Annotated in this window: 22 protein-coding genes and 1 pseudogene; 14 read left to right on the forward strand and 9 right to left on the reverse strand. The window is 73.3% G+C overall.

Annotated features, from left to right (window positions below; all coding sequences use genetic code 11):
• Window positions 1–23 precede the first annotated feature (23 nt).
• Window positions 24–1709 (reverse strand): LVIVD repeat-containing protein, encoded by a 1686-nt coding sequence (locus QCD66_RS03355; protein WP_407566997.1) that lies wholly within the window; start codon window positions 1707–1709, stop codon window positions 24–26.
• Between the two features lie 331 nt (window positions 1710–2040).
• Here QCD66_RS03355 and QCD66_RS03360 point away from each other — a divergent pair, with 331 nt between their 5' ends.
• From QCD66_RS03360 to QCD66_RS03380, 5 genes are all read left to right on the forward strand, one after another.
• Window positions 2041–2748: a DUF305 domain-containing protein gene (locus QCD66_RS03360; protein WP_364210657.1), complete on the forward strand. Its 708-nt coding sequence runs from the start codon at window positions 2041–2043 to the stop codon at window positions 2746–2748.
• Window positions 2749–2829: 81 nt separating this feature from the next.
• The gene (locus QCD66_RS03365; protein WP_375734382.1) at window positions 2830–4968 is read left to right on the forward strand and encodes a DEAD/DEAH box helicase; all 2139 of its coding nucleotides are present in this window, start codon (window positions 2830–2832) and stop codon (window positions 4966–4968) included.
• 68 nt (window positions 4969–5036) lie between these two features.
• The gene (locus QCD66_RS03370; RefSeq protein WP_375734381.1) at window positions 5037–5357 is read left to right on the forward strand and encodes a metal-sensitive transcriptional regulator; all 321 of its coding nucleotides are present in this window, start codon (window positions 5037–5039) and stop codon (window positions 5355–5357) included.
• Between the two features lie 12 nt (window positions 5358–5369).
• Window positions 5370–5588, forward strand: coding sequence for a cation transporter (locus QCD66_RS03375; RefSeq protein ID WP_357536550.1), 219 nt, complete (start codon window positions 5370–5372; stop codon window positions 5586–5588).
• On the forward strand, window positions 5581–6564 hold the full coding sequence (locus QCD66_RS03380; RefSeq protein WP_375734380.1) for a hypothetical protein: 984 nt from the start codon (window positions 5581–5583) through the stop codon (window positions 6562–6564). Before QCD66_RS03375 ends, QCD66_RS03380 begins: the two co-directional genes overlap by 8 nt.
• Before the next feature lie 72 nt (window positions 6565–6636).
• On the opposite strand, the gene QCD66_RS03385 is transcribed toward QCD66_RS03380, so the two are convergent.
• Window positions 6637–7083, reverse strand: coding sequence for a helix-turn-helix domain-containing protein (locus QCD66_RS03385; RefSeq protein WP_375734417.1), 447 nt, complete (start codon window positions 7081–7083; stop codon window positions 6637–6639).
• A gap of 419 nt (window positions 7084–7502) precedes the next feature.
• Here QCD66_RS03385 and QCD66_RS03390 point away from each other — a divergent pair, with 419 nt between their 5' ends.
• A complete protein-coding gene (locus tag QCD66_RS03390; RefSeq protein ID WP_375734379.1) occupies window positions 7503–7910 on the forward strand; it encodes a hypothetical protein in 408 nt (135 codons plus the stop codon).
• Window positions 7911–7918: 8 nt separating this feature from the next.
• Here the strand turns inward: QCD66_RS03390 and QCD66_RS03395 are convergent, their stop codons facing one another.
• The 3 genes and pseudogenes from QCD66_RS03395 to QCD66_RS03405 form a co-directional block, all read right to left on the reverse strand.
• The gene (locus QCD66_RS03395) at window positions 7919–9223 is read right to left on the reverse strand and encodes an SAM-dependent methyltransferase (RefSeq protein WP_375734378.1); all 1305 of its coding nucleotides are present in this window, start codon (window positions 9221–9223) and stop codon (window positions 7919–7921) included.
• A 3-nt stretch (window positions 9224–9226) separates the two neighbouring features.
• On the reverse strand, window positions 9227–10213 hold the full coding sequence (locus QCD66_RS03400) for an MBL fold metallo-hydrolase (protein ID WP_407566998.1): 987 nt from the start codon (window positions 10211–10213) through the stop codon (window positions 9227–9229).
• Between the two features lie 76 nt (window positions 10214–10289).
• Window positions 10290–12159: pseudogene (locus QCD66_RS03405) on the reverse strand (DEAD/DEAH box helicase).
• A 162-nt stretch (window positions 12160–12321) separates the two neighbouring features.
• On the opposite strand from QCD66_RS03405, the gene QCD66_RS03410 reads away from it, so the two are divergent.
• Window positions 12322–13041: a ferritin-like fold-containing protein gene (locus tag QCD66_RS03410; protein WP_364210682.1), complete on the forward strand. Its 720-nt coding sequence runs from the start codon at window positions 12322–12324 to the stop codon at window positions 13039–13041.
• 103 nt (window positions 13042–13144) lie between these two features.
• On the opposite strand, the gene QCD66_RS03415 is transcribed toward QCD66_RS03410, so the two are convergent.
• Window positions 13145–13369, reverse strand: a complete 225-nt coding sequence (locus QCD66_RS03415) for a DUF3107 domain-containing protein (RefSeq protein ID WP_364210684.1) — start codon at window positions 13367–13369, stop codon at window positions 13145–13147.
• A 64-nt stretch (window positions 13370–13433) separates the two neighbouring features.
• Window positions 13434–14072 (reverse strand): TetR/AcrR family transcriptional regulator, encoded by a 639-nt coding sequence (locus QCD66_RS03420; RefSeq protein ID WP_357536532.1) that lies wholly within the window; start codon window positions 14070–14072, stop codon window positions 13434–13436.
• Between the two features lie 679 nt (window positions 14073–14751).
• Between QCD66_RS03420 and QCD66_RS03425 the strand changes: the two genes are divergently transcribed.
• From QCD66_RS03425 to QCD66_RS03450, 6 genes are all read left to right on the forward strand, one after another.
• Window positions 14752–17130: a hypothetical protein gene (locus QCD66_RS03425; RefSeq protein WP_407567232.1), complete on the forward strand. Its 2379-nt coding sequence runs from the start codon at window positions 14752–14754 to the stop codon at window positions 17128–17130.
• A gap of 34 nt (window positions 17131–17164) precedes the next feature.
• Complete coding sequence (locus tag QCD66_RS03430) at window positions 17165–18124, forward strand: alpha/beta fold hydrolase (protein ID WP_364210689.1); 960 nt, start codon at window positions 17165–17167, stop codon at window positions 18122–18124.
• Between the two features lie 70 nt (window positions 18125–18194).
• Complete coding sequence (locus QCD66_RS03435) at window positions 18195–19076, forward strand: DUF3152 domain-containing protein (RefSeq protein WP_375733929.1); 882 nt, start codon at window positions 18195–18197, stop codon at window positions 19074–19076.
• A gap of 152 nt (window positions 19077–19228) precedes the next feature.
• The gene (locus tag QCD66_RS03440; protein WP_375733930.1) at window positions 19229–20224 is read left to right on the forward strand and encodes a DUF3152 domain-containing protein; all 996 of its coding nucleotides are present in this window, start codon (window positions 19229–19231) and stop codon (window positions 20222–20224) included.
• Between the two features lie 41 nt (window positions 20225–20265).
• On the forward strand, window positions 20266–21513 hold the full coding sequence (gene moeZ, locus QCD66_RS03445) for an adenylyltransferase/sulfurtransferase MoeZ (RefSeq protein WP_375733931.1): 1248 nt from the start codon (window positions 20266–20268) through the stop codon (window positions 21511–21513).
• Between the two features lie 467 nt (window positions 21514–21980).
• A complete protein-coding gene (locus tag QCD66_RS03450; protein WP_364210701.1) occupies window positions 21981–22859 on the forward strand; it encodes a prenyltransferase/squalene oxidase repeat-containing protein in 879 nt (292 codons plus the stop codon).
• A gap of 41 nt (window positions 22860–22900) precedes the next feature.
• Here the strand turns inward: QCD66_RS03450 and QCD66_RS03455 are convergent, their stop codons facing one another.
• Together QCD66_RS03455 and proB are read right to left on the reverse strand one after the other, a co-directional pair.
• Complete coding sequence (locus QCD66_RS03455; protein WP_375733932.1) at window positions 22901–24145, reverse strand: glutamate-5-semialdehyde dehydrogenase; 1245 nt, start codon at window positions 24143–24145, stop codon at window positions 22901–22903.
• A gap of 22 nt (window positions 24146–24167) precedes the next feature.
• Window positions 24168–25325 carry a glutamate 5-kinase gene (proB, locus tag QCD66_RS03460; RefSeq protein WP_375733933.1) on the reverse strand — a complete coding sequence of 386 codons (1158 nt, stop codon included), beginning with the start codon at window positions 25323–25325 and terminating at the stop codon, window positions 24168–24170.
• A 13-nt stretch (window positions 25326–25338) separates the two neighbouring features.
• On the opposite strand from proB, the gene QCD66_RS03465 reads away from it, so the two are divergent.
• Window positions 25339–25647, forward strand: a complete 309-nt coding sequence (locus tag QCD66_RS03465) for an MGMT family protein (protein ID WP_364210710.1) — start codon at window positions 25339–25341, stop codon at window positions 25645–25647.
• Window positions 25648–25656 lie beyond the last annotated feature (9 nt).

Genomic DNA, 25656 nt, shown 5'->3' on the forward strand with positions numbered 1-25656 from the left:
GGCCGGAGCTTTCGTGCCGTGGATCAGATCTTCACGGATCCGTTGACCTTGCTGTCCCGGATGACGGCGCCGGGCGCCTTCACCGAGCCGTTGACCTTGCTCTCCACGATCGACACCACGGTGGCGTCGGTCGCGGTGATCGAGCCGTTGAGGCTCGAGTCGAAGATGATCAGGCCGGCACCCGGAGCGACCTTGGTCGCGCCGTTGACGCTCGCACCGTCGAGGCAGGTGACGCCGGACTTGACGTCCAGGCCGCCGTTGATGCGGTTGGTGATGACCGTGGTGCAGGCCGGGTAGCTGGGCTGCGTCTGCACGTTCAGCTCTTCGAAGGCCACGACGGCCCGCGCGTTGTTCGTACGCGGGTCGTCCAGCTTGAGGACGTCGAAGCCCTTTTGGATGTCGTTCGAGTAGATGTAGCCGTTGTGGTAGTACGTCGACCAGGCCCCACCCAGGATGCGGCGGGTGTCCGAGAGCGGGCCCCGCTCCCAGTAGGCGATCTCGACCGGGTTGGCCGAGTCGGTGAAGTCGATCACCGAGATGCCGCCCTGGTACCACGCCTGGACCATGATGTCGCGGCCCATCGCCGGGATCAGCGAGCCGTTGTGGGCCACGCAGTTCTCCAGCGTGCTGTTCAGCCGCGGGATCTTGTAGTAGCTCTTGAAGACCAGTTCGCGGTCGGCGCCGGAGCCGACGATGTCGTAGATCGCGTTCGCGCCCTGGTTGGTCCGGTAGCTGCTGGTGCAGATCGCGCCGCTGCCGCCGCCGAGTTCGTCGGTGAAGACCACCTTGGTGCCGGCGTTGTTGAACGTCGCCGAGTGCCAGAACGCGAAGTTCGTGTCCCGGACCTGGCTGATGATCACCGGGTTCTCCCGGTCGGAGATGTCCATGAGGACGCCGTCACCCATGCAGGCACCGGCGGCCAGGTCCAGCTCCGGGTAGGTGGTGATGTCGTGGCAGCCGCTGGTGGAGGTGTTGCCGGCGGTGCCCGGGAACAGGACCGGGGCGGCCACGACGGAGGCGCTGGTCGGGTTGTCCAGCGGAACCTTGATGATCGAGATCTTGTCGTGCGGCGGCTTGCAGTAGAAGGCGCCGCTCGACGGGCCGTACGACTGGACGTAGACGTAGACGTCGGTTCCGGCCTTGTCCGGCGCCAGCGTCAGGGTGTGGGAGCCGCAGTCGGTCCGGACCGACTTGATGTACTGCGGGTTCGCCTTGTCGCTGATGTCGAAGATCCGGACGCCCTCCCAGGAGGTCTGCTGGGCCGCGGATCCGCTCGCGCTGTTGCAGGAGTCGTCGCTGCGCGGCGCGTCCACGGCGAGGAACAGCAGGTCGCCGAAGACCGACGGGTCGCCCTGCGATCCGGGGCAGACCACCTGGCTGACCACCTGGGGTGAGCCGGGGGTGCTCACGTCGAGGATGTTGAAGCCCTGGTAGTTGCCGGCGATGACGTAGTTGCCCTGGAAGGCCAGGTCGGTGTTGTACGCGCTCTCGGTGGCGAACCCGCCGAACTTGGGGATGTTGGCGATCAGTTCGAGGTTGGGGCTGCTGGAGATCTCGTCGACACCCGGGATGGCGTACGTGGCGGCGGCGTCGTTGACCGCCTCCTCGGTGATGCAGTACTCGGCGAAGTTGTCGCCGGCGCCCTGGAACGAGTCGCAGGCGTCCGTGCCTTCGGCCGAGTCGGTGAACCCGCTGGCGGGCGCCGCCACGACTGCGGTGAGGACGAGGGCACCCGCGGCAGCCAGGCTGACCGCCAGCCTCCGGTACCTTCGGGGGGACGTTTCTAGCATGTGACACCCTTCGTCGGGGGTGAGTAGGGTGTCGGCACAATAACCTGGCCCCTGACCTGGCGATTGTGACGTGGATCACACTGAGAGTTCGATGTTGATCACGGTTTCGCAACTGTGGTGGCGGTGCGCCGGTACGAATAGCCGCAGGCCGGACCAAATGGATCATCTTCGCTGCCGCTGACCCCTCCCGTAGCAGGTCAGGAGCGCGTTACGATCCCGGCCAACCTCGGGCGGACGGCGGGAGTCAGTTGTGCTGGGTGGCGTACGGATCCGGGCGTTCGTGCTGATCGAGTTGGCCGTGCTCGCGGTGGTTGCCGCGGTGGCCGGGGTGGTCCTCTGGCTGCCCGACGACGGCCCGCGACCGGCGGCCCAGCCGAGCCCGCCGGCACCGCTCGACCTGCCCGGTCTGCCGGACGCCACCGCCCCGGTGCTGATGCCCGGGCGCCCCGGTGAGCCGGCGAAGACGGCACCGGCGAACGAGGTGACGCCGCTGGCGGCACCGTCCTACAACAACGCCGACGTGCGGTTCGTCGCGATGATGATCCCGCACCACGAGCAGGCGCTCGTGATGGCGCGGCTGGTGGCCGACCGGGGCGAGAACCCGGGGCTGAAGAGCATCGCCGAGCGGATCCTGGCCGCCCAGGATCCGGAGATCAAGACACTGGAGACCTGGCTGGCCGACCGTGGCCTGGGCCGCGACGCGGGTGGGCGGCACCGGCACAGCATGTCCGGCATGCAGTCGGCGGAGGCGCTCAGTCGCCTCACCGCCGCCCGCGGCGCCGAGTTCGACCGGCTGTTCGTCGACATGATGGCCGAACACCACCAGGGCGCGATCGACATGGCGGGCGAGGTACTGGTGCTCGGCGAAGACAACATCATCAACGAACTGGCCAGCGGTGTCGTCGTCGAGCAGAAGGCCGAGATCGGCCGGATGCGCGAGGCGCTGGCCACCACGTAGCGGCCCACGGCGCCGCACCGCGCGCGCGCCCTGCGCGAAGCGGGCCGGCGCGCTGTCGGCCGGCGCTGGTAGACATGTCGGGTGGACACCGGGCGTACGGCGGTACGCGAGCAGGCCGAGGCGGTGCTGCGCCGGCTCGCCGGAGACGGTGCGCGACTGCGCGACGACCAGTGGCGGGCGATCGAGGCACTGGTGGTCGACAAGCGCCGGGTGCTGTGCGTGCAACGCACCGGCTGGGGCAAGTCGGCGGTCTACTTCGTGGCCACCGCGCTGCTGCGCGCCGCCGACGCCGGTCCCGCCGCCGGGCCGACCGTCATCGTCTCGCCGCTGCTGGCGCTGATGCGCAACCAGGTCGAGGCGGCCGCCCGGGCCGGGATCACCGCCCGCACCATCAACTCGGCCAACCTCGACGAGTGGCAGCAGGTCACCGACGAGATCAACGCCGGTGCGGTCGACGTGCTGCTGGTCAGCCCCGAACGGCTCAACAACCCGGAGTTCCGCGACTCGGTGCTGCCCCGCCTGGCGGCGACGACCGGACTGCTCGTGGTCGACGAGGCGCACTGCGTCTCCGACTGGGGGCACGACTTCCGCCCCGACTACCGGCGGCTGCGGACCTTCCTGGCCAACCTGCCGGCCGGCACCCCGGTGCTGGCCACCACGGCGACCGCGAACACCCGGGTCACCGACGACGTGGCCGAACAACTCGGTGACGCCCTGGTGCTGCGCGGCAGCCTCGACCGGGACTCGCTGCGGCTGGCCGTACTCGACCTGCCGAGCCCGGCGCACCGGCTCGGCTGGCTGGCCGACCAGCTCGACCGGCTGCCCGGCTCGGGCATCGTCTACACCCTGACCGTCGCGGCGGCCGGCGAGACGGCGGAGTTCCTGCGCTCCCGCGGCTATCCGGTGGCGGCCTACACCGGCCAGGCCGAGGACGCCGACCGCCGCGCCGCCGAGCAGGACCTGCTCGACAACAAGATCAAGGCGCTGGTGGCCACGTCGGCGCTGGGCATGGGCTTCGACAAGCCCGACCTCGGGTTCGTCGTGCACCTCGGCGCGCCACCGTCGCCGATCGCCTACTACCAGCAGGTGGGGCGGGCCGGCCGCGCCGTACGGCACGCCGAGGTGCTGCTCCTCCCGGGTGCGGAAGACCAGGCGATCTGGCGCTACTTCGCCTCGCTGGCCTTCCCGCCGCAGGAGCAGGTCCGGTCGGTGCTCGCCGCGCTGGAGCGGGCCGACCGGCCGCTGTCGACGCCGGCCCTCGAACCCATAGTCGACCTGCGCCGGGCCCGCCTGGAGTTGATGCTCAAGGTCCTCGACGTCGACGGCGCGGTCCGCCGGGTGCGCGGCGGCTGGGTCGCCACCGGCGAGCCCTGGGTCTACGACACCGCCCGGCTGGAGCGGGTCGCCGCCGCCCGCACCGCCGAGCAGCAGGCGATGCGGGAGTACGCGGCCACCACCGACTGCCGGATGGCGTTCCTGCGCCGCTGCCTCGACGATCCCGGTGCCGCACCGTGCGGGCGCTGCGACCGGTGCGCCGGACCGCAGTTCGCCGCCGAAGTCTCGGCGCCCGCACTCGCCGCGGCACAGACGTTCCTCGGCCGGCCCGGCGTCGAGATCCCGTCGAAGAAGCTGTGGCCGACCGGCCTGGAGGCGATCGGCGTACCGCTGCGCGGCAAACTCGGCCCCGGCGAGCAGTCGGCGCCCGGCCGGGCCGTGGGGCGACTGACCGACCTCGGATGGGGCACCCGGCTGCAGGCACTGGTCGGACCCGGCGCGGCGGACGGGCCGGTGCCCGACGACGTCTTCGGCGCGGTGGTGGAGGTGCTCAAAGACTGGGCGCACGGCGACGACCGGTGGCCGCAGCGCCCGGCCGGGGTGGTCGCGGTCGGGTCGCGGCAACGCCCCCGGCTGGTCGGCAGCCTCGCCGAGCGGGTCGCGTCGGTGGGCCGGCTGCCGCTGCTGGGCACGGTCGCCGCGACCGGGGCCGGCGCGTCGTCCGGTTCCGGTGCGCGCGGCAACAGCGCCCAACGGGTACGCGGGCTGCACGACGCCTTCGCCGTACCGGACGGGCTGGCGGCGGCCCTCGACGGACTGGCCGGCCCGGTGCTGCTCGTCGACGACCTCGTCGACTCGGGCTGGACGATGGCGATGGTGGGTCGGCTGCTCCGCCAGTCCGGGGCGCCGGCGGTCCTGCCGCTGGCGCTCGCCGTCGCGGGCTGACGACCATGCCGGCACCGTCTCGCCCGGCGGGCGGTGGGCGGATACGCCGGGAGAATACCCTCGTCCCTATGACGGAAGCCGAGACCACGCCGCCGGGCGACGAGGCGGGCCAGTACTGGTACGCCGCCGACAAGCAGGCCCTGCTCGGTCGGCTGCGCCGCATCGAGGGCCAGGTACGTGGCCTGCACCGGATGGTCGAGCAGGACACCTACTGCATCGACGTCCTCACCCAGATCTCCGCCGCGACGCGGGCCCTGCAGGCCGTCGCCGTCGGCCTGCTCGAAGGGCACATCGCCCACTGCGTGATGGACGCCGCCCAGAACGGCACCGACCCGTCCGCCAAGGTCAAAGAGGCGTCCGACGCGATCGCCCGACTCGTCCGCTCCTAGGAGGACCCGAAGATGCCCGTGACCAACACGTACACCGTCGCCGGCATGACCTGCGGGCACTGCGTGCAGGCGGTGACCGCCGAACTCACCGCGCTGCCCGGCGTATCCGACGTGCGGGTCGAGCTGCCGACCGGCACGGTGTCGGTGACCAGCGACGCCCCGCTGGCGCTCGACACGGTCCGGGCCGCCGTCGACGAGGCGGGCTACGAACTCGCCGGCACCGGTGCCTAAGACCGCGCCGGCCCGGCCACCGGTGGCCAGGGCGGCCGCCCCGGACCCCGACCGCTCCACGGTCCGGCTCGCCCTCTTCGTCGGCGGGCTGGTCGTCATGCTCGTCGCCGGCTTCGGGCTGGGCCGGGTCGTCGGCCGGCCGGCCGGGGACTCCACCGGTGGCACCAGCGACCACACCCACGCGCCGGGCACCGGCGACCACACCCATCCGCCCGCCGCTGCCGGCGGCGCCCACGACCACTCGACCGGCGGCCCGGCCACCGGCCCCGACGGCATCAGCGGCCTGTCCCTGAGCAGCGCCGGCTACACCCTGGTGCCGGCGACGACCCAACTCGGGGTCGGCTCCGCCGTCGACTTCCGGTTCACCGTGCAGGGGATCGACCGGCAGACCGTGACCACGTTCGCGATCGTGCACGACAAGCCGCTGCACATGATCGTGGTCCGCCGGGACCTGACCGGCTACCAGCACCTGCACCCGACGATGGCACCCGACGGCACGTGGAGCGTCCCGCTCGCGCTGACCGGTCCCGGCATCTGGCGGGCGTACGCCGACTTCACCGCCGTCGACGCGGCCGGCACGCAGACCCCGGTGACCCTCGGCGTCGACCTGGTGGCCAATGGCGACTACGCGCCGACGCCGCTGCCGGCGCCGGCCCGCGAAGCGAGCGTCGACGGGTTCGTGGTGACGTACGAGGGCACGCCGCAGGTGGGTGTCTCGCGGCCGCTGCAGTTCCGGGTGTTCCGCGACGGCAGCCCGGTCGTCGGCCTGGAGCGCTACCTCGGCGCGTACGGGCACCTGGTGACGATCCGGGACGGCGACCTGGGCTACGTGCACGTGCATCCGGAGACGGAACTCGCCGGCGGGGCGATCAAGTTCTGGCTGACCGCGCCGAGCCCCGGCCGTTACCGGCTCTTCCTCGACTTCCAGGTGGCCGGTCAGGTGCACACCGCGGAGTTCACCCTCGTGGTGGGCTGACCGCCGGCCGGCGGCGACCTGCGATGACCGGTCACGATCGGCCCCGCCGGAGGCGAAGCGGCGGTGGCCGGCTCAGCCGGCCCGGCGTACCGGGCGCTGGGCGAGGTAGCGCAACATGTCGCGGATGAGTTTCTTCTCCTCGGCGGGCACCGCCGGATCGGCGAGCCGGCCGAGGATCACCTCGACGTCGGCTTCCAGCGGCGGCTCGGCCCGGACCCGGTCGGGGGACATCTCCTGGTCGGGCAGGCCGAGCGCCCGGAAGGCGGCGGACACCGGCACGTCGAGGGCGGCGCAGAAGCCACGCACCTTGGCCAGCTCGGGATAGTCCTGCCAGTCGCCGGCGAGCCACCGGAAGACCGTGGAGCGCCCGACCCCGGTGCGGGCGGCGAGGTCGGTGACGGTCCAGCCGCGCTCGTTCTTGGCATCGTCGATCGCCCGCCGTACGAAGCGGGCGAACGCCGCCTGCGGAGAGCCCCCTGACGGGGGCGGCGGGGGTGCCGGCTGAGCTCGGTCAGGTATGACCACGCGGTGGCAAACCCCCTTCCGGCCAACCCGAAGCATGTCCAGTTGGAGGGTAGACCACAACAAGGGCTCGCGAGCCGGCTGATAGAGCGATTAGTCTCATCAACGGGACGTACTAGCGTGGGTCCCACCCGTGGGACCGGCGCCCGGCGTGCCGCTTCCTTCCCGGCCGGTCCGCACACGATGGCGTCTCTCCGCCCATGTGCGGTGGCGTGGAGCACCGGCGTGATGTCCCGCTGACCGGGGGGCAGCGGGACATCACATCGGCCTGCCGAATCTGCCGGACAGCATCGCCAGTCTCACCATCCGTGATTGCGCGCATCAAATAGGATCAACCGGCCGGCGGTTCGTACCCCCGACGGCAGGTCCGCTGGCCGTGTCCACGGCGGACGAGTGATCACCCCCAGGAGCGCACGATGGCCCCGCAAGACAGCCGACCGCCGCCGCCACCGCACCGCCCCGGTGCGGTCAGCCTCTTCTTCGTCTGCAAGGCAGCGGTCTTCGCCGCAGGCTTCTGGATCTGGCTGGTGGTCCTGGCGTTCGATGAGGGGGCGGCATCCGGCATGCACCTGCTCGCCGCGACCGGAGCGATCACCACCACTCTCGTCTCGGTGATCCTCGGCGTACGGATGGCCCTGCAGGCGAACGCGGCGCAACGGCACGCCGAACTCAAGCGCCTGCTGGTCGACATCTCGTGGAACGCCTTCGCCGCCGCCGGCAACGCCGAGAGCCCGGCCAACGTCGTGCCGTTCCCGACGATGGCCTACGAGGGGCTGACCTCGGTGCGGCCCCCCGGCGGCGGCGACCGCGACCGTCGGCGCTGAACCTCGGGTCAGGTTTCGGCGAGCAGGGCCGCCAGCTTCGGGGTGAGCTGCCACGGCCCGACCAGTGCGTCGTACTCCGCGCGTAGCTCGGGGGTCGCGGACGCCCCGGTGCGGCGGGCCCGCAGCAGCAGGTTGCGCGGGGTGTGCCGGGATTCGACGAACTCGACCACCTCGACCCGGTAGCCGTTCAACCGCAGCAGCGCGGCGCGCAACGAGTCGGTGAGCACGTCGGCGAACCGCTCCCGCAGGATGCCGTGCCGGGTGAGCAGGTCGTACGGCTCCGGCGGAGGCACCTGGCGCAGTTGGGCCGCGACGTCGTGGTGGCAGCACGGCGCGGCCAGTACCCAGCGGGCCCGCCAACGCACCGCCCGGGCCAGCGCCTCGTCGGTCGCCGTGTCGCAGGCGTGCAGGGCCAGGACCAGGTCGGGCGCCGGGTCGACGGCGGCGTCGAGGATCGTGCCGGCGACGAACTCCACCGACTCCTCACACCCCAGCATCGCCGCGAGCGTGCTGTTGCGTTCCCGCTGGTCCTCCCGTACGTCGACGCCGACCACCCGGGCGTCGATCCCGCGGGTGGTCAGATAGCGGTAGGCGGCGAAGGTCAGGTAGGCGTTGCCGCAGCCCAGGTCGACGACCCGCAGCGGCTGGGGCAGGTCACCCTCGGGCAGGGTCGCGGCCAGCGCGCGGAGGAAGGCGTCGACCTGCCGTCGTTTCGCCGCGCTGGCGCCGGTCGTGGTGAACAGCGGATCTCCCGGCGCGAGCAGGTGCTCCTTGCGCCGGTCGTGGGCGAGGACATCCGTCGGCGTCGTGGCGACCGGCCGCGCCGGGCCGCCCGGCGCCGGCCAGACCGGCGCGGTGCCGGCCTCCGGTGCCGGTCCGGTGGCTGCCGGTGCGGCGGGAGCCGGTGTGGTGGCCGCCGGTGTGTTGGCCGCCGGCCCGGCGGGTGCCGCCATGGGCCGGGCGAGCACCGGGCCGGCCCGGTGCACCTGGGCGTCGCCCTTCTTGGTCACCCGGACCTGCACCGTGCCGTCGGAGGTCTCCACGTGCCAGTTGCCGAACGGCTCGGTCAGCAGGGCGTCGACCGCCGCCTCGGCCTCCGCGCCCGCCGCCACGTTGCGGGTGTACGGCCGGACGCCGTCACTGGTGACGATCTGTAGACGAGGGCCGGCCTTGATCGCGACCGGGCGCAGTTCGGCGCGCACGACCGACGGGGTCTGTCCGCGCCGACGGCCGGCGGCCACCGCCCGGGTCAGGTGCGGGGCGAGCAGGAGGGTCCGTACCTCGGCGAGCACCGCCGTCAACTCTTCGGGCATGGATCAGATCTTCCTCGACCCGCCGACCGGGAGGTCCCACAGGTCCTCGCGGGGCCGGCCGGCGGCCGCCCACTCCGTCACCGTGCGTTCCAGCGGCTCCAGCACCGGCTCGGCGGACAGCACGAACGTCCCCCAGTGCATCGGTGACATCCGCCTGGCGCCGAGGTCGAGACAGGCCCGGACCGCCTCCGGCGGGTTCATGTGCACCGGCTTCATGAACCAGTTCGGCTCGTACGCCCCGACCGGCAGCAGCGCCAGGTCGATGCCCGGATAGCGGGCCGCGATCTCGGCGAACCAGTGCCCGTAGCCGGTGTCGCCGGCGAAGTAGACCCGGGACCCGTCGCCGGCGGTGAACATCCACCCGCCCCACAGGCTGCGGTTGGTGTCGGTCAGGGTACGGCGGCTCCAGTGGTGGGCCGGCACGAAGTCGAACCGCACACCACCGATCTCGCGCGACTCCCACCAGTCGAAGTCGGTGACGTCGCCGAAGCCGCGCCGCCGGAACCAGCCGGCCAGGTTGGCGGGCACGAGGAGCGGGGTGTCCTTCGGCAGCCGCCGGATGGTCGGTGCGTCGAGGTGGTCGTAGTGGTTGTGGCTGATCACCACCGCGTCGACGCGGGGGAGGGCCGCCCAGTCGAGACCGGCCGGGGTGATGCGGGGCCGTACGCCGGGAATCCGGTCCGTCCAGACCGGGTCGGTCAGCACGGTCAGCCCGCCGATCTGCACCACGTAGGTCGCGTGGCCGACCCAGGTGACCTGCACCTCGTCGGCGGTCACCGGCGGCAGTGCGGTCGACCGTTCGACCGGGATGCGCGCCACGTGGTCGGGATGGGTCATCCGCGGACCGCTCTCCCGGAACATCCGCACCATGTCGCGGAACGTGGGCAGTGGCGCGGTGAGCCGGTCGTCGAAGCGGGCCGGCCGGCGTGCGGCATCGCGGGAGCGCCGCGCCCCGTCGAGGTCCTTACGGACCCGGTGCAGGCTGAACATCGGTGTCTCCTTCGCCGCCGGCGGAGATGGATCAGGGGACCGGCATGGCCGGTCCCCTGATGGTCGGGTTGTCGGATCAGGCGTCGACGGATCCGGCGCCGGCCTCGGCGGCACCGGCCGCCGAGCCGTCCCGGCCGGTCCGCCCGCCCCGGCGCCGCCGCCTGCGGGCACGCGGCTTCGCCACGTCGCCGTCGCCGGCCGGTTCAGCCGGCGTGGACGCTCTCGGCCGGGCCGTTCTCGGTGGCCGTGTCGGTGCCGCCGGTCGTCTCACCGGAGACGAGCTGCCCGGCCCGGCGGCGGCGCCGCTGCCGCTGGGCGCGTGGCGCCTCCTCGGATTCCATCGGCACCTCGTTGCGCGGCCCGCCACCGTCACCGTCGCCGGCCCGGCGCCGGTTGCGGGTGGTGCGGCCGCGGCCGGCGCTCTCGCCGCGACGGTTGGTGCGCGAGCGGCCACCGCCGAGGTCCTCCTCGACCTCGGCGGACAGCCCGGCCCGGGTCCGGTCGGCGGTCGGCAACGTGCCGGTGACCTCGGTCGGGATGTCGAGGTCGGCGTAGAGGTAGGGCGAGGTGTGGTAGGTCTCCGGCGGCTCGGGCATGTCCAGGCCCAGCGACTTGTCGATCAGTCGCCAGCGGGGCATGTCCTCCCAGTCGACGAAGGTCACCGCCACCCCGGTCGCCCCGGCGCGGCCGGTGCGGCCGATCCGGTGGGTGTAGGTGTCCGGGTCTTCCGGACAGTCGTAGTTGATTACGTGCGTGACGCCGGAGACGTCCAGGCCACGGGCTGCCACGTCGGTGGCGACCAGTACGTCGATCTTGCCGGCCCGGAACGCCCGCAGGGCCCGTTCCCGGGCGCCCTGCCCGAGGTCGCCGTGCACGGCGGCGGCGGCGAACCCACGGAAGTCGAGATCCTCCGCGACCCGGTCGGCGGCCCGCTTCGTGCGGGTGAACACCATGGTCAGGCCACGTCCCTCGGCCTGCAGGATGCGGGCCACCACCTCGATCTTGTTCATCGGGTGGGTGCGGTAGACGACCTGCTTGGTCAGCGGCGACGGGCCGGTCTCGGCGGTGTGTCCGGCGTGGATCGTCACCGGGTGGCGCAGGAAGCGCCGGCTCAGCGCGACGATCGGGTCGGGCATCGTGGCCGAGAACAGCATCGTCTGCCGGTCCTCGGGCAGCATCGCCAGGATCTTCTCGACGTCGTCGAGGAAGCCGAGGTCCAGCATCCGGTCGGCCTCGTCGAGCACGAGCGCGCGGATCCGGTCGAGCCGCAGGTGCTTCTGCTTGGCGAGGTCCATCAGCCGCCCGGGCGTGCCGACAAGGATCTCCACGCCGCGCCGCAGCGCGTCGATCTGCGGCTCGTACGCCACCCCGCCGTAGATCGGCAGCACGCGTACGCCGCGGGTCTTGCCGGCCGCGGCCAGGTCCTTGGCGACCTGCAGGCCGAGTTCGCGGGTCGGGACGACGACCAGGGCCTGCGGGAGGCCCTCGCCGCCCTCGGCGGGCGCGAAGACCCGCTCCAGCAGCGGGATGCCGAAGCCGAGCGTCTTGCCGGTGCCGGTCGGGGCCTGGCCGATCAGGTCGGTGCCGCGCAGCCCGATCGGCAGCGCGTATTCCTGGATCGCGAAGGCGCGGGTGATGCCGACCGCCGCCAGTGCGTCGACGGTCTCCTGCCGGGCGCCGAGGTCGGCGAAGGTCGGGGCTTCCGGACGGACCGGTACCGGGACGATGGTGGCTTCCTCGACCGCTGTCGCTGTGTCTTCGTCGACCGGTGTTTGTACGTTGTTGTCACTCATCAGGTTTTAGGGGTGCCCTCTCGTGGTGCGCCCGTCTGACCTGGGGCGCGGTATGGGTCGGGGCGCGGGCCACACGGACCGACGGCTTGCGCTCGCGTCGTTCCGGGCCGCACGCGCGTCGTGGGTGAGGGGGGTGATTACCTGAACGCCCACGACAACTCCCCTATGTTACCTGACTTGCTCAAACGTCGCCTCGGTTCTTTGCCGGCGGGTGTCCGGGGGCGTCCCGTCGTGACGTGGGTCACCATTTGGCGTCCGGCGGCGGTGTCGCTCGGCTGTCCGGCCGCAACCAGGTCCAGGCGGTAGCCTGCGCACGTGTCCGATCCCTCACCCGGAGCCGGCCCGTCGGCCGGCCGTACCGCCTCCGGGGCGGTCTCCGCGCCGGTCGACCCGACCCGGTTCGCCGCCGTCATCGACCTGCTCGGCCTGGTCGCGTACGGCGAACTGCTCGCCTTCGACCGGATGGCCGCCGACGCGCGGCTCGCCCCCGACCTGCCGCGGCGGGCGCTGCTCAGCGAGATGGCGGCGGTGGAGATCGTCAGCTACCGCCGGCTGGCCGACCGGCTGACCGAACTGGGCGTGGAGCCGGGCGCGGCGATGGCGCCGTACGTCGAGGCACTCCAGGGCTACCACGACTCGACCGAGCCGAAGGACTGGCTGGAGGCGCTGGCCAAGGCGTACGTCGGCGACGCCATCGCCGACGACTTCTTCCGGGCGGTCGCCGACCTGCTCGCCGAACCGGATCGGCAACTCGTCCTCGACGTGCTGCACGACTCGCAGTACGCCGACTTCGCCGCCGGTGAGATCCGGGCCGCGATCGCCGCCGACCCCAAGCTGGCCAATCGTCTCTCGATGTGGGCCCGCCGGCTGGTGGGGGAGGCCCTGTCGCAGGCCGGCCGGGTGGCCGCCGAGCGGATCGCGCTCACCGCCCTGATCGTGGCGGAGGTCGAGGACGAGACCGGGGTGCAGGGTCTGCTTCGACGGCTCACCGCGGCGCACACCGCCCGGATGGCGGCCGTCGGACTGAACAACTAGCGCATATCGGCACAAAACTACCGACGCCAGACAGCATTACGGCCGGGAGACGGTCAGCGGTGCGAACAACGCATCAGACCGCTCCCGGCCGGCAGCCGGTGGATCAGCGGGCGGTGAAACCCACGACCCGGGGCGACGACTCGGCGATCTCGACGTAGGCGATCTTGCTCACCGGGACGATGATCCGCCGGCCCTTCTCGTCGGTCAGTGAAAGAGTGCCCTCGTTGGCGATGGCATCGGTCACGATCTGCTCGATTTCGGCCGGCGACTGCGCGCTGTCGACCACGAGCTCTCGCGGCGCGTACTGCACACCGATCTTGACCTCCACGGGCCCTCCTTATCCGGGCGAAAACTGCGCCGTTGCGAGGCTAGCCGATTCCGGGAGGCGATGGTCAGGCCGACTCGCCCTGGAGCGGAAAGCTGGCGATCCCGCGCCACGCGAGAGCGGTCAGCAAGGCCTCGGCCTCCGCCTTGGGCACCTGCCGTCCACTTGCGAGCCAGAACTTCGCCGCCGTCTCGGCGGTCCCGACCAGACCCGAGGCCAGCAACTCGGCCCGCGCCCGGCTCACCCCGGTGTCCGAGATGATCGTGTCGGTGATCGCCGCGATGCAGCCGCTCTCCACCTTGGCCATCCGCTCCCGCACCGCCGGGTCGTTGCGCAGGTCCGACTCGAAGACCAGCCGGAACGCCTCGCTCTCGTGGTCGACGAAGTCGAAGTAGGCCCGTACGGCGCCACTGACCCGTTCCTTGTTGTCACTGGTCGCGGCCATCGCGGCCCGGACCTGCGCGACGATCGCCTCACAGTGCGTGTCGAGCAGTGCCAGGTACAGGTCCATCTTGCCGGGGAAGTGCTGGTAGAGCACTGGTTTCGACACCCCGGCCCGTTCCGCGATGTCGTCCATCGCGGCCGCGTGGTAACCCTGGGCGACGAACACCTCCTGCGCCGCAGCCAGCAACTGCTTCCGGCGCGCCGAGCGCGGCAGCCGTGCCGGCCGGCCAGCCGTTTGTGCGCCGCTCGACGGTGCGGTCATTGAGCACCTCTCCTTCGGCTGGCGGAGCTTTCGGCCGGCGGGCGACCATGCCCGACGGGAACCGAGGGTGTACGCCACCCGACCTCCGAATTACCCAGCCGTTGCAACTTATCGCCCCTGATCCCACACGGTAGCCTCAGCGGGGGCGACGGAGGAGCGCACGGTGGACGAAGCAGGGCAACCCGGCGGCACCACGCCAGGCGATGGCGCAGACAGTGCAGGTCCGCGGGGTGATCGCGCCCGGCGGGCCGGCGGCTGGCCGGGCGCCGACGCCGGGTGGTCCGACCGGGCGGAAGTGACGTCGGACGGTGTTGCCGATCACTCCCCCTGGCACCGATCGGGCGAGGCGGCGCTGCGCGGCTGGTCCGAGTCCACCGTCCGTTACGACGACCCGATCCGGCCCGTCCACGAGATCCGCCGGCCGGTCAACGGCTCCGGACCCGGCCACCACGCGGGCGACGCCGCCCCGGTCGCCGTCCGCGCGCCGGCGAGCGCCCCGCCCTACCCGTACGAGGGTGACCTCGAAGACGCCCTGCGCGAACAGCGGACGGTCATTCCCGCCGCCCGCCCCGGCCCGACGAGCCGGCGGCCCGACCCGGAGCCACCCGCCGAACCCGACCCGGCCGAGCAGGCCCGGCACGCGATCGGGGAGCCGACGCCGTCCGGCGGGCTGCCGGCGGTGCCGCGCTGGCGGTCCGACCGCGGCACGCCGGGCGAGAGCCACGACGAGACGGCGCCGCCGGACGCTGCGGCCGCGCCACCGACGAGCCGGCAGGACCGGCCCGGCGGCGACCGCCCGGGACCGGCACCCCGCTACGGCGACCGTCCGCAGCCGGGTGACCGCGACCCGGCCGACCGCTACCCCGGCCCCACCCTGGACCGGTCTCGCGAGTCGGGCGAGCCCGACGTCGACCGGCCCGACGGGTCCGAGCCACTCGCCGACCGGGACGCCCCCACCTCCGGCGGCCAGGTCGGTCCGACCGCCCCCGGCCGTCCCGATGGATACGGCCGGCGGCGCGGTCCCGCACCCCGGCTGTTCGGCCCGTCGCCGGACGAACGCCCTGACCCAGGCAGCGACGAGCGGCCGGCCTTCGGACGCCGCGCCGAGGCCGCAGCACCGGCGCACTGGGCCGACTCCCCGGCGCCGGCCGGCCGCTGGACCGGTGAGCCGGCGGCGGCCACCCGCTGGCCGGGCGAGCCCGCGGAGGACGGCCGCCGCTCCGGCGACCCCGCCCCGACCAGGCACGACAGCTCCCGCACCGACCCGCAGGACAGCGACCCGGGCGCCCGGGAGACATACCCGACGGGCCGACGGGCCGACCCGGCCGGCCCCAGCCCGTGGCGGACCGACTCCCGGCGGACCGAGCCCGATGCGCCCGCCTCGCGGCGGACTGAGCCCGGTACGACCGCCTCGCGGCGGACTGAGCCCGGTACGACCGCCTCGCGGCGGACCGAGCCCGGTACGACCGCCTCGCGGCGGACTGAGCCCGGTACGACCGCCCTGCGGCGGACTGAGCCCGATGCGCCCACCGCTCGGCGGGGCGGCTCCGACGACCCGGGCGACGACCGGCGGACCCGGGCCGACTGGGCGCCGACCTGGCCGGAAACCTGGCGTCCCGGGGCGTCCCGCGACGACGACGCCACCCGCCCCGACGGCCCCCGCCGGGGCACGGGACCGGACGGCACGCCGGCCGGCATCCCCGACGACCAGGCGGCCACCGAGCGGCCCGGGGTAACCCGCCCCTGGTCGGCTGGCTGGCCCGGTCGGGCCAGCCGGCCGAGCTACGACCCGCCGTCCGACGGGCCGGCCACGCGGGCCGGCTACGAACCGCCGGCACGGGACACCGCCGGCCCGGGCGCCCCCGGCAATCGGGACGACCGGTTCCCGGCGCCAGGGCGGCCCATCCAGGCGGGCCAACCGGTGAGCGGGTCCACCCCGGCTCCCGGCCCGCCGAGCCGCGCGATCAACCCGCCCACCGCCGTGCTTCCGCAGCGCGTGCCCGCCGAACCCGACGTGCCCACCGTGCCGGAGCAGCAAGCCGTGGAGCCGCCCCCCGCCGAAACACCGGAGTTGGCGCGTATCGCCACGCATCTGCGCCGCGAGGACGGGCCGCCCACGACACACGAGCCCCCCGAGGAATTCGACGTCGCGGCGATCGTCGCCGCCGTGCGCGAGGTCGCCGGCGTACGTGACGCCTCGCTGCGCACCACCCCGGCCGGCGCGCACAGCCTGCGCCTGGACCTGCACGACGGCGCCGACCCGGCCGAGGTCAGCCGGCTCGTCGCCCGGCTGCTCCAGGACCGGATGGGGCTGGCCGCCGCTCCGCCGAGCCCGCCCCAGCCGGCACCGGCCGAGCCGCCCCCGGTGCCACCAGCCAGCGAGATCGGCCCCGACGTGCCGCGTCGGCGCCGGCAACCTGCGCCCCACCGGGGCCGGGCGCAGGTCGAGGAGCCGGCCCGCGCCCCCCGGTTCCCGGAGCCGGGCGTCGCCGCCGGTGTCATCGGCACGGTCGGCGGCTACCCGGTGGCCGCGAGCAGCCGGGGCACCGTCGAGCCGACGACCGCCGGTGTCTCGTACCAGGGTGGTCAGATCACCACCACCGAGTCCGCGCCGTCCCGGCCGCTCAATCCCGGTGTCAACCCCGGCCCGCGGGTGGTCATCGACCACGTCCAGGTCAGCACGTTCGGGCTCGACGCCACGGTCGAGGTCCGGCTCGCCGCCGGACCGAAACAGGCCGCCGGAGTCGCCACCGGACCGGCCGTCGACGGCTACGTGTTGCGGCTGTGCGCCGTTTCGGCCGCCCTGGCGATCGACGAACTGCTGCTCACCTCGCAGCAGGTGAGCGGCCGGGGGCGGTGTTTCGTCGAGCACGCCGCGGTGGTTCCGTTCGGCAGCAGCGAGGTCGCCGTCGTCGTGGTGCTGCTGGTCTGCGGCGGCTGGGTCGAGCAGCTCGCCGGCTCGGCACTGGTCTCCGGCGACCCGCGCCAGGCCGTCGTACGGGCCACCCTGGCCGCGGTCAACCGCCGCCTGGAGGCGTTGCTCTCCGACGGACAGTGAGCCGGCCGGTTTCCCGGCGACGCACACTGGAGGTATGAGAGACGCACTCCTGGCGGCCGACGACCTGTTGCCGGAGGACCGGATGCCCCCGCCGTGGCTCGGGCGCCGGGTGGGCCCCGAAGGCTCGACCGTCTACATCCGGGACACCCCGGCGACCACGGCCGACGCCGAGCCGGCGTTCTACGTGCACGGCCTCGGCGGCTCCTCGCAGAACTGGACCGACCTGGCCGGCCTGCTCGCCGGCCGCCTCGACGGCGAGGCGATCGACCTGCCCGGCTTCGGCAACAGCGACCCCGGCGACCGCTACACGATCGCGTCGTTCGCCGACCGGGTGATCGGGCACCTGGACCAGTCCGGCCGTGGCCCCGTCCACCTGCTCGGCAACTCGCTCGGCGGGGCCATCGCCGTACGCGTCGCGGGGCGCCGCCCCGACCTGGTCCGTACCCTCACGCTCATCTCGCCGGCCATGCCGTTCCTCGACCCCCGGCGCTCGCTACAGGGGCGGATGCTGCCGCTGCTGGCGATCCCCCGCGCCGAACGCCTGATGGCCCGCCGGCTGGCGCAGATCCCGCCGGAGGAGATGGCCCGGCAGGTGATCGAGGCGTGCGTGGCCGACACCTCGCGCATCGGTGAGCAGCGTCGGCTGGAGACGATCGAGGAGATCCGGATCCGGGGCACGGCGGCCCACTACGCGAGCGCCTACCTCGGCACGCTGCGCGGCATCGTCTCGGAGTTCGTGCGGGCGTACCTGCCCGGCGACCGGTCGCTGTGGCGGACCGCGGCCCGGATCACCGCACCGACCCTGGTCATCGGCGGCCGGCAGGACCGGCTGGTCGACGTACGGGTCGCGCCGCAGGTGGCCGGGGTGATCCCGGACAGTCGGCTGCTGATGCTCGACGGGGTCGGGCACGTGGCGCAGATGGAGGTGCCCCGTACGGTCGCCCGGGCCGTGCTCGCCCTCCTCGACGAACACCGGGACCCGGTCGGGGCCTGACCGCCGGCTGCCCCGGCAGTCGTGATCTTCACACCCGGCCCCGGCGGGCGGTGTGGCAAGCTGTCCGGCGATGCGTACCTCGTCACCGATCCGCCCCTCCGCGTCGCCGCCACAGGTCGGTAGGTCCGGCCGTAGCGCGCCCGGCCGGCGACCGGTCGCCCAGCTGGTGTCCCTGGCCACCCTCGCGGTGGCGGCCGGACTGGTGCTGGTCGGACTGGCGGTGCCCGGGTTCACCGGAGGGGAGAAGACCCCGACGGCCGAGGTGCCGCTGGCCGCCGAATCACCGATCGCGCTGCCGCCGTCCACCGAGCCGGCGTCCGAGCCGTCCACCGAGCCGCCGCCGGTGCTCCAGTTGCCGGGTCCGGTGCCGTCGAAGGGGGAGGGCACCTTCGACTACGGCACCACGCAGGGCGAGGTGGCCGGCACCGCGGGCACGCTGCGCCGCTACCGGATCGCGGTCGAGAAGGGCGCGGGCGAGGACGTGGAGGAGGTCGGGGCGATCGTCGACGCGGCACTGGCCGACAAGGGAAGCTGGACCGGCAGCGGCCGGCTGCGGTTGCAGCGGGTCCCGGACCGGGCCGGGCACGACTTCACCGTCTACCTGGTCACCCCGCAGACGGCGTACACGATGTGCCAGGCGGGCTGGGTCGACATCCGGGTCGACGGCAAGCCGTACACGTCGTGCCGGGCGCAGGGCAAGGTGATCCTCAACCTGGACCGGTGGCGGACCTCGGTCCCGCACTACGTCGAGGCCGAGGTGCCGCTCGACGTCTACCGCGAGTACGTCGTCAACCACGAGGTCGGCCACGAACTCGGCTACAACCACGAGCGCTGCCCCGGCCGGGGCAAGCCCGCACCGGTGATGATGCAGCAGACCCTCTTCCTCAACGGCTGCGTCGCCAACCCGTGGCCGTTCCTCGACGGCAAGCGGTACGCGGGTCCGCCGCTCTGAGCCGTTCGGCCGGATGCGCGGGTCCGCCGGTCCGGTGGACGGTGCCGCGAGGGACGCCGTACCGGTTGGTCGTGCCAAAACACTCCCAATCTGGACGATAAGGCGTGGCGTAGTGCGCCCCGGGCACCTGGTACGTGGCAGGGTCGAAAGGCATGACGACGCCAGAGACCGACTCACCGCGCGTCCCGGCCCCGGGCGGGCGGGCCAGCGCCCCGGACCCCGGGGCGCCGATCAGCCCCGGCCCGGGAGCCGGCGGTACGGGCGGCCGGGGCGCCCGCCAGCGGCACTGGAAGCGGCGGCGCCGACTCCTCGTGCTCCTGCTGGTGCTGGCCGCCGGCGTTCTCGTCGGGGTCGACCTGGCCCGCAACGGCAACCGCTCCGGTGCCGAGCCGGCGGCCGCCGCCCGGGACGGCATCGCCGCCGGGCTACCGGCCACGGCCGCGACCGGCGCGTCCGCCGAACCGGCGCCCGCCACCGCATCACCCGCACCGGCACCCGCGGCCGCATCCGCATCCGCACCCGCCAGCGGCGCGTCGGCGGCGGCACCCGCGCCGTCCACGCCCACCCCCGGCCCGGGGTATCCGACGGCCGGGCCGGGCACCTTCGGGTTCGCCGCCGACGAGGGCGCCGTACTCGGCACCGCCGGAACGCTGCGCCGCTTCCGGGTCGCGGTCGAACACGGCATGGGACAGGACACGGCGGCCTTCGCCAGCGCCGCCGACACGATCCTCGGCGATCCGCGGAGCTGGACCGCGTCCGGCCAGCTACGGCTGCAGCACGTGCCGCAAACGGCGGCCGCCGACTTCACCCTCTACCTGGCCACCCCCGCCACGTCGGAGCGGATGTGCGCCGCCGGCGGGCTGCGGACCGAGGGCTACACCTCCTGCCGGCTGCCCGGCCAGGTGATCATCAACGTGGCCCGCTGGCAGGAGGCGGTACCCGACTACGGCGCCCCGCTCGACACCTACCGGGCCTACGTGATCAACCACGAGGTCGGTCACGAACTCGGGTACGGCCACGAGGCGTGCCCGTCCGCCGGCGGCCCCGCCCCGGTGATGCAGCAGCAGACGTACGGCCTGGAGGGGTGCCTGGCCAACGCCTGGCCCTACCTCGACGGCCGCCGGTACGTCGGCCCGGCCCTGCCTTGAGATATTCCCCTGTTCCGCATCGTGGTCGGGTGTTGCACCTCATGGTCGAACCTGTCAGGAACGAGCAACAATGGCCCGACACCACTGTCGATTCCGGGGAGTTCACCGTGTCGCTGCCCCCGCTCGTCGAGCCCGCCGCCGAGCTGACCGTAGACGAGATCCGCCGCTATTCCCGCCACCTGATCATCCCCGACGTGGGGGTCGAGGGGCAGAAGCGACTGAAGAACGCCCGCGTGCTCTGCGTCGGCGCCGGCGGCCTCGGCTCCCCGGCCCTGATGTACCTCGCCGCGGCCGGTGTCGGCACGCTCGGCATCATCGACTTCGACACCGTCGACGAGTCCAACCTCCAGCGGCAGATCATCCACGGCCAGTCCGACGTCGGCCGGCCCAAGGCCGAGTCGGCCGCCGCCTCGATCCGCGAGATCAACCCGCTGGTCAAGGTGGAGATCCACAACACCGCGCTGGACCGCGACAACGTACGCGAGATCTTCGCCCGGTACGACCTGATCGTCGACGGCACCGACAACTTCGCCACCCGCTACATGGTCAACGACGCGGCCGTCCTGCTCGGCAAGCCGTACGTCTGGGGCTCGATCTACCGCTTCGACGGCCAGGCATCCGTCTTCTGGGCCGAGCACGGTCCCTGCTACCGGTGCCTCTACCCCGAGCCGCCGCCGCCCGGCATGGTCCCGTCCTGCGCCGAGGGCGGCGTGCTCGGCGTGCTCTGCGCGTCGGTCGGCTCGATCCAGGTCACCGAGGCGATCAAGCTGCTGACCGGCATCGGCGAGCCGCTCGTCGGCGCGCTGACGGTCTACGACGCGCTGGAGATGACGTACCGCAAGATCAAGGTCCGCAAGGACCCGGCCTGCGTGCTCTGCGGCGACAACCCGACCGTGACCGACCTGCTGGAAGACTACGAGGACTTCTGCGGCGCGGTCTCGCCGGAAGCCGAGGCGGCGGTCGTCGACGCCACCATCACCGCCCGCGAACTCAAGGAATGGCAGGACGCCGGCAAGGACGTCTTCCTCGTCGACGTGCGCGAACCCGCCGAATACGAGATCGTCCGCATCCCCGGCGCCACGCTCGTCCCCAAGGGCGAGATCATGTCCGGCGAGGCGCTGGCGAAGTTCCCGCAGGACCGGCAGATCGTGCTGCACTGCAAGACCGGCGTACGCTCCGCCGAGGCACTCGCCGCCCTCAAGGCGGCCGGGTTCCGCGACGCCGTACACGTGCAGGGCGGCGTGATCGCCTGGGTCAACCAGATCGACCCGTCGCTGCCGGCGTACTGAGTTGGCTGGCCCCGCCTCCGGCGGGGCTGGCTCGCTCCGCTTCGCGCCGCCCAAGTGCACCGTCTTCGCCCTGCGGGCATGACGGCTTCGCCGCATGTCCTCGGGCTCCAGACGGTGCGGCGGCGCTCGGTCGACTCGCGGTGTTGGCTGGCCTCGCCTCCGGCTCGGCTGGCTCGCTCCGCTTCGCGCCGCCTAAGTGCACCGTCTTCGCCCTGCGGGCATGACGGCTTCGCCGCATGTCCTCGGGCTCCAGACGGTGCGGCGGCGCTCGGTCGACTCGCGACTCTGGTCGCGGTCTACTGCTGTCCGTCGCCTTGTTCGTCGAGGGGTGGGCGGTGGGTTGGTTGTTGATCTGGGCGTTAGGGACCTTATTGGGCTTCTGTTAGGTCTCTGCCGCTCAGATCAACTATGCGGCGATTGGTGCCCGGACACGTAAAGGTTGGCAGGTCAGCCCGCCGGGCGGACAGATGACCTTGACTGTCCTACCGAGGCGGGGGCGGTTCGGCGGCGGTAGCGTCTCGACCGTGATCGACATGGATGCCGCGATCGGCTTCGTGGTCGCGCACGGCGACCTGGTCGACCGGGCGCGGCTCTCGTGGCTGCGTACCGGGGCCGCCCCGCAGCCGGGCGTGCTCGACGAGGCCGAGGTGGGGCAGACCGCCGAGGGCGGATGGCCCGCCTTCTGGGCCGGCGAGGTCGCGTCCGTCGACGCCACCTGCTTCCGGCTCGCCGAACTCGACGACCTCGGTGCCCTCGGCCGGCCGGCGGCACGCAAGGCGCTGGACTGGCTGGCCAGCCGGCAGCTGCCGGACGGTAGCTGGGAGGAGGACGCGGCGCTGGCCAACCAGGCGCCGTCGTGGGCACAGCCGGGAAACCCGGAGGCGCGGCTCTACCTCACCGCGAACGCCGGATTCTGGCTGACCGTCGCCGGCCACGACGCCCGGTCCGCCGGGCCGCTCGACCACCGGGTCGGCGGCGTGTACGCCGGCGTCGTGCTCGCCGCCGCGCAGGCCGTGGCCTACCGGATCAACCCGGACGGGACCTGGCCGTCCTTCCTCGCCGCCGGCTGGCTCGGCGCGGCGGTGCTGCACCGGCAGGAGATGTTCCACGAGTCGGCCCGGATGCAGGTCGTGCTCGGCGAGCGGCTGCCCGGGATGACGCCGGCCGACGTGGCCACCATGGCGGCGGCGCTGCGCCGGGTCGGCGTCGCCACGCAGGACTGGCTGCTCACCGCCGCCCGGCGCCGGCTCGCCGAGACACAGCGCAGCGACGGCGGCTGGACCAGCGACGACGGTGACGCGTTCGACGTACACACCACGCTGGCCGCGATCCGCGCCTGCCGCTGAGCGCCACGCGCCCGCCGGACCGGCCCGGCGCCGGACCCCGGTCAGGTGCGGATGTGGCCGTCGCCGGTGACGACGTACTTGGTCGAGGTCAGCTCGGGCAGGCCCATCGGGCCGCGGGCGTGCAGCTTCTGGGTCGAGATGCCGATCTCGGCGCCGAACCCGAACTCGCCACCGTCGGTGAAGCGGGTGGAGGCGTTGACCATCACCGCCGCCGCGTCGACCCGGGCCACGAACTCGCGGGCCGCCGTCGTCGAGTCGGTCACGATCGCCTCGGTGTGCCCGGTGCCGTACCGGCGGATGTGGGCGACCGCGTCCGACAGCGACGGTACGACGGCGGCCGAGATGTCGGCGGACAGGTATTCGGTGCCGAAGTCCTCGTCGGTGGCGGGCACCACGTCGGGGGAGTACGCGGCGACCTCGGGGGTGCCGTGCACGGTCACCCCGGCCTGCGCGAACGCGGCCAGCACCCGGGGCAGGAACGCCTCGGTGACCGCCGCGTGCACCAGCAGCGACTCGGCGGTGTTGCAGGTCGACAGCCGCTGCGTCTTGGCGTTGAGCACCACGGCCAGCGCCTTGTCGAGGTCGGCGTCCGCGTCGACGTACACGTGGCAGTTGCCGACCCCGGTCTCGATCACCGGAACCGTCGACTCCTCGACCACCGTCCTGATCAGTGACGCGCCGCCGCGCGGGATGAGTACGTCGACCAGCCCGCGGGCCCGCATCAGCTCCTTGACCGAGTCGCGGGACGAACTGTCCAGCAACTGGATCGCGTCGGCGGGCAGGCCGGTGTCGGCGACCGCCGCGCGCAGCACCGACACGATGGCGGCGTTGGAGTTGGCGGCCGACGACGATCCACGGAGCAGGGCCGCGTTGCCCGACTTCAGGCAGATGCCGGCGGCGTCGGCGGTCACGTTCGGTCGCGCCTCGTAGATGATGCCGACGACGCCGAACGGCACCCGGATCTGGCGCAGTTCGAGCCCGTTGGGCAGGGTCGAGCCGCGGACCACCTCGCCGACCGGGTCGGGCAGCGCCGCCATCTCGCGCAGCGCCTCGGCGATCGCGGCGATCCGGGTCCCGGTCAGCGTCAACCGGTCGATGATCGCCGTCGACAGGCCGGCCGCGCGGCCCGCCTCGATGTCACCGGCGTTCGCGGTCACGATCTCTTCCGTACGGGCGACCAGCGCGTCGGCCATCGCGTGCAGCGCCGCGTCCTTGACCTTGCGGGGCGCGGTCGCCAGTTCGGCGGCCGCCTCGCGGGCCCGGCGCGCCTGTTCGATGACGCTCATGATTCCTCCAGCACGGTAGCCGTCACAGCAGTACCAGGTCGTCGCGGTGGACGACCTCTCGTTCGTATCCGGGGCCGAGCGTCGCGGCGAGTTCGACCGTGGACCGGCCGAGCAGTCCGGGCAGCTCCACCGCGTCGTAGTTGACCAGCCCGCGGGCCACCGGGGAGCCGGCCGCGTCGACCAGGTCGACCGGGTCACCGGCGGTGAAGGTGCCGTCGACCGAGGTGATTCCGGCGGGCAGCAGCGACTTGCGGCGGTTGACCACCGCCTGCACGGCGCCCGGGTCCAGGTGCAGCCGGCCACGCGGCGAGGTGGCGTGGGCGAGCCAGAACAGCCGGGCGGCCGGGCGTTTCGGCATCCGGTGGAAGAACGTGCCGACCGGCTCGCCGGCCAGTGCCGGTGCGGCCAGCGGTGCGGCGGTGAGCACGACCGGGATGCCGAACCCGGTGGCGATCTTCGCCGCCTCGACCTTGGTGACCATGCCGCCGGTGCCGACGCCGGCCCGCCCGGCCCGGCCCACCGCCACCCCGGCGAGGTCGGCGTCGGTACGTACCTCGTCGATCCGCCGGCTCTCCGGCCGGGCCGGGTCGCCGGTGTAGAGGGCGTCCACGTCGGAGAGCAGGACCAGCAGGTCGGCGTCGACCAGGGCGGCGACCAGGGCGGCGAGCCGGTCGTTGTCGCCGAACCGGATCTCGTCGGTGGCGACCGTGTCGTTCTCGTTGACGATCGGGATGGCCCGCAGGTCGAGCAGCTTGCGCAGGGTCCGGTAGGCGTTGCGGTAGTGCGCCCGCCGGGTGACGTCGTCGACGGTGAGCAGCACCTGGCCGACGGTCCGGCCGTGCCGGCCGAAGCTGGCCGTGTAGTGGCCGATCAGCAGCCCCTGCCCGACGCTGGCGGCGGCCTGCTGGGTGGCGAGGTCGCGTGGCCGGCGGGGCAGCCCGAGCGGGGCCAGGCCGGCGGCGATGGCGCCGGACGAGACGAGTACGACCTCCCGGCCGCCTCCGGCCAGCCCGGCGAGTACGTCGGTGAGGGCGTCGACCCGGCCGGTGTCGAGTCCGCCGAGGGCGGTGGTCAGTGACGACGAACCGACCTTGACCACGATCCGCCGCGCTGACAGGACTGCTTCGCGCACCCGCCCATTCTGCGCGGTTCGGGTGCGCGCGGGCGTCGCGGCTCCCATATCGTGGCGGGTCGTGACGCCTGAGGAGTACGTCGAAGAGGTCCTGACGCTCGTCGAGCGCATCCCGCCGGGTCGGGTGATGACGTACGGCGCGATCGCCGACTACCTGTCCGACCGGTCCGGGCGGACGTCGGCACGACTGGTCGGCGGGATCATGTCCCGGCACGGCTCCGGCGTGCCGTGGCACCGGGTGGTCGGCGCCGGCGGCCGGCTCCCGCCGGGCCACGAGGCCGAGGCCGCCGCCCGCCTGATCGGCGAGGGCGCCCGCCTGAACGGCCTGAAGGTCGACATGCGCGCCTCCTCCTGGTACCCCACCCCTTGATCCGCGTGA

Source organism: Polymorphospora sp. A560 (assembly GCF_045781765.1).
Classification (GTDB): domain Bacteria; phylum Actinomycetota; class Actinomycetes; order Mycobacteriales; family Micromonosporaceae; genus Polymorphospora; species Polymorphospora lycopeni.

What these genes read in the sequence shown, in the direction of transcription:
- QCD66_RS03430 (WP_364210689.1), top strand. Translation starts at nt 17,165, where the DNA reads ATGAGAGACGCACTCCTGGCGGCCGACGACCTGTTGCCGGAGGACCGG.
- proB (WP_375733933.1), bottom strand. Translation starts at nt 25,325, where the DNA reads ATGGGAGCCGCGACGCCCGCGCGCACCCGAACCGCGCAGAATGGGCGG.
- QCD66_RS03440 (WP_375733930.1), top strand. Translation starts at nt 19,229, where the DNA reads ATGACGACGCCAGAGACCGACTCACCGCGCGTCCCGGCCCCGGGCGGG.
- QCD66_RS03375 (WP_357536550.1), top strand. Translation starts at nt 5,370, where the DNA reads ATGCCCGTGACCAACACGTACACCGTCGCCGGCATGACCTGCGGGCAC.
- moeZ (WP_375733931.1), top strand. Translation starts at nt 20,266, where the DNA reads ATGGTCGAACCTGTCAGGAACGAGCAACAATGGCCCGACACCACTGTC.
- QCD66_RS03370 (WP_375734381.1), top strand. Translation starts at nt 5,037, where the DNA reads ATGACGGAAGCCGAGACCACGCCGCCGGGCGACGAGGCGGGCCAGTAC.
- QCD66_RS03390 (WP_375734379.1), top strand. Translation starts at nt 7,503, where the DNA reads ATGGCCCCGCAAGACAGCCGACCGCCGCCGCCACCGCACCGCCCCGGT.
- QCD66_RS03395 (WP_375734378.1), bottom strand. Translation starts at nt 9,223, where the DNA reads ATGCCCGAAGAGTTGACGGCGGTGCTCGCCGAGGTACGGACCCTCCTG.
- QCD66_RS03435 (WP_375733929.1), top strand. Translation starts at nt 18,195, where the DNA reads ATGCGTACCTCGTCACCGATCCGCCCCTCCGCGTCGCCGCCACAGGTC.
- QCD66_RS03455 (WP_375733932.1), bottom strand. Translation starts at nt 24,145, where the DNA reads ATGAGCGTCATCGAACAGGCGCGCCGGGCCCGCGAGGCGGCCGCCGAA.
- QCD66_RS03400 (WP_407566998.1), bottom strand. Translation starts at nt 10,213, where the DNA reads ATGTTCAGCCTGCACCGGGTCCGTAAGGACCTCGACGGGGCGCGGCGC.
- QCD66_RS03450 (WP_364210701.1), top strand. Translation starts at nt 21,981, where the DNA reads ATGACCTTGACTGTCCTACCGAGGCGGGGGCGGTTCGGCGGCGGTAGC.
- QCD66_RS03420 (WP_357536532.1), bottom strand. Translation starts at nt 14,072, where the DNA reads ATGACCGCACCGTCGAGCGGCGCACAAACGGCTGGCCGGCCGGCACGG.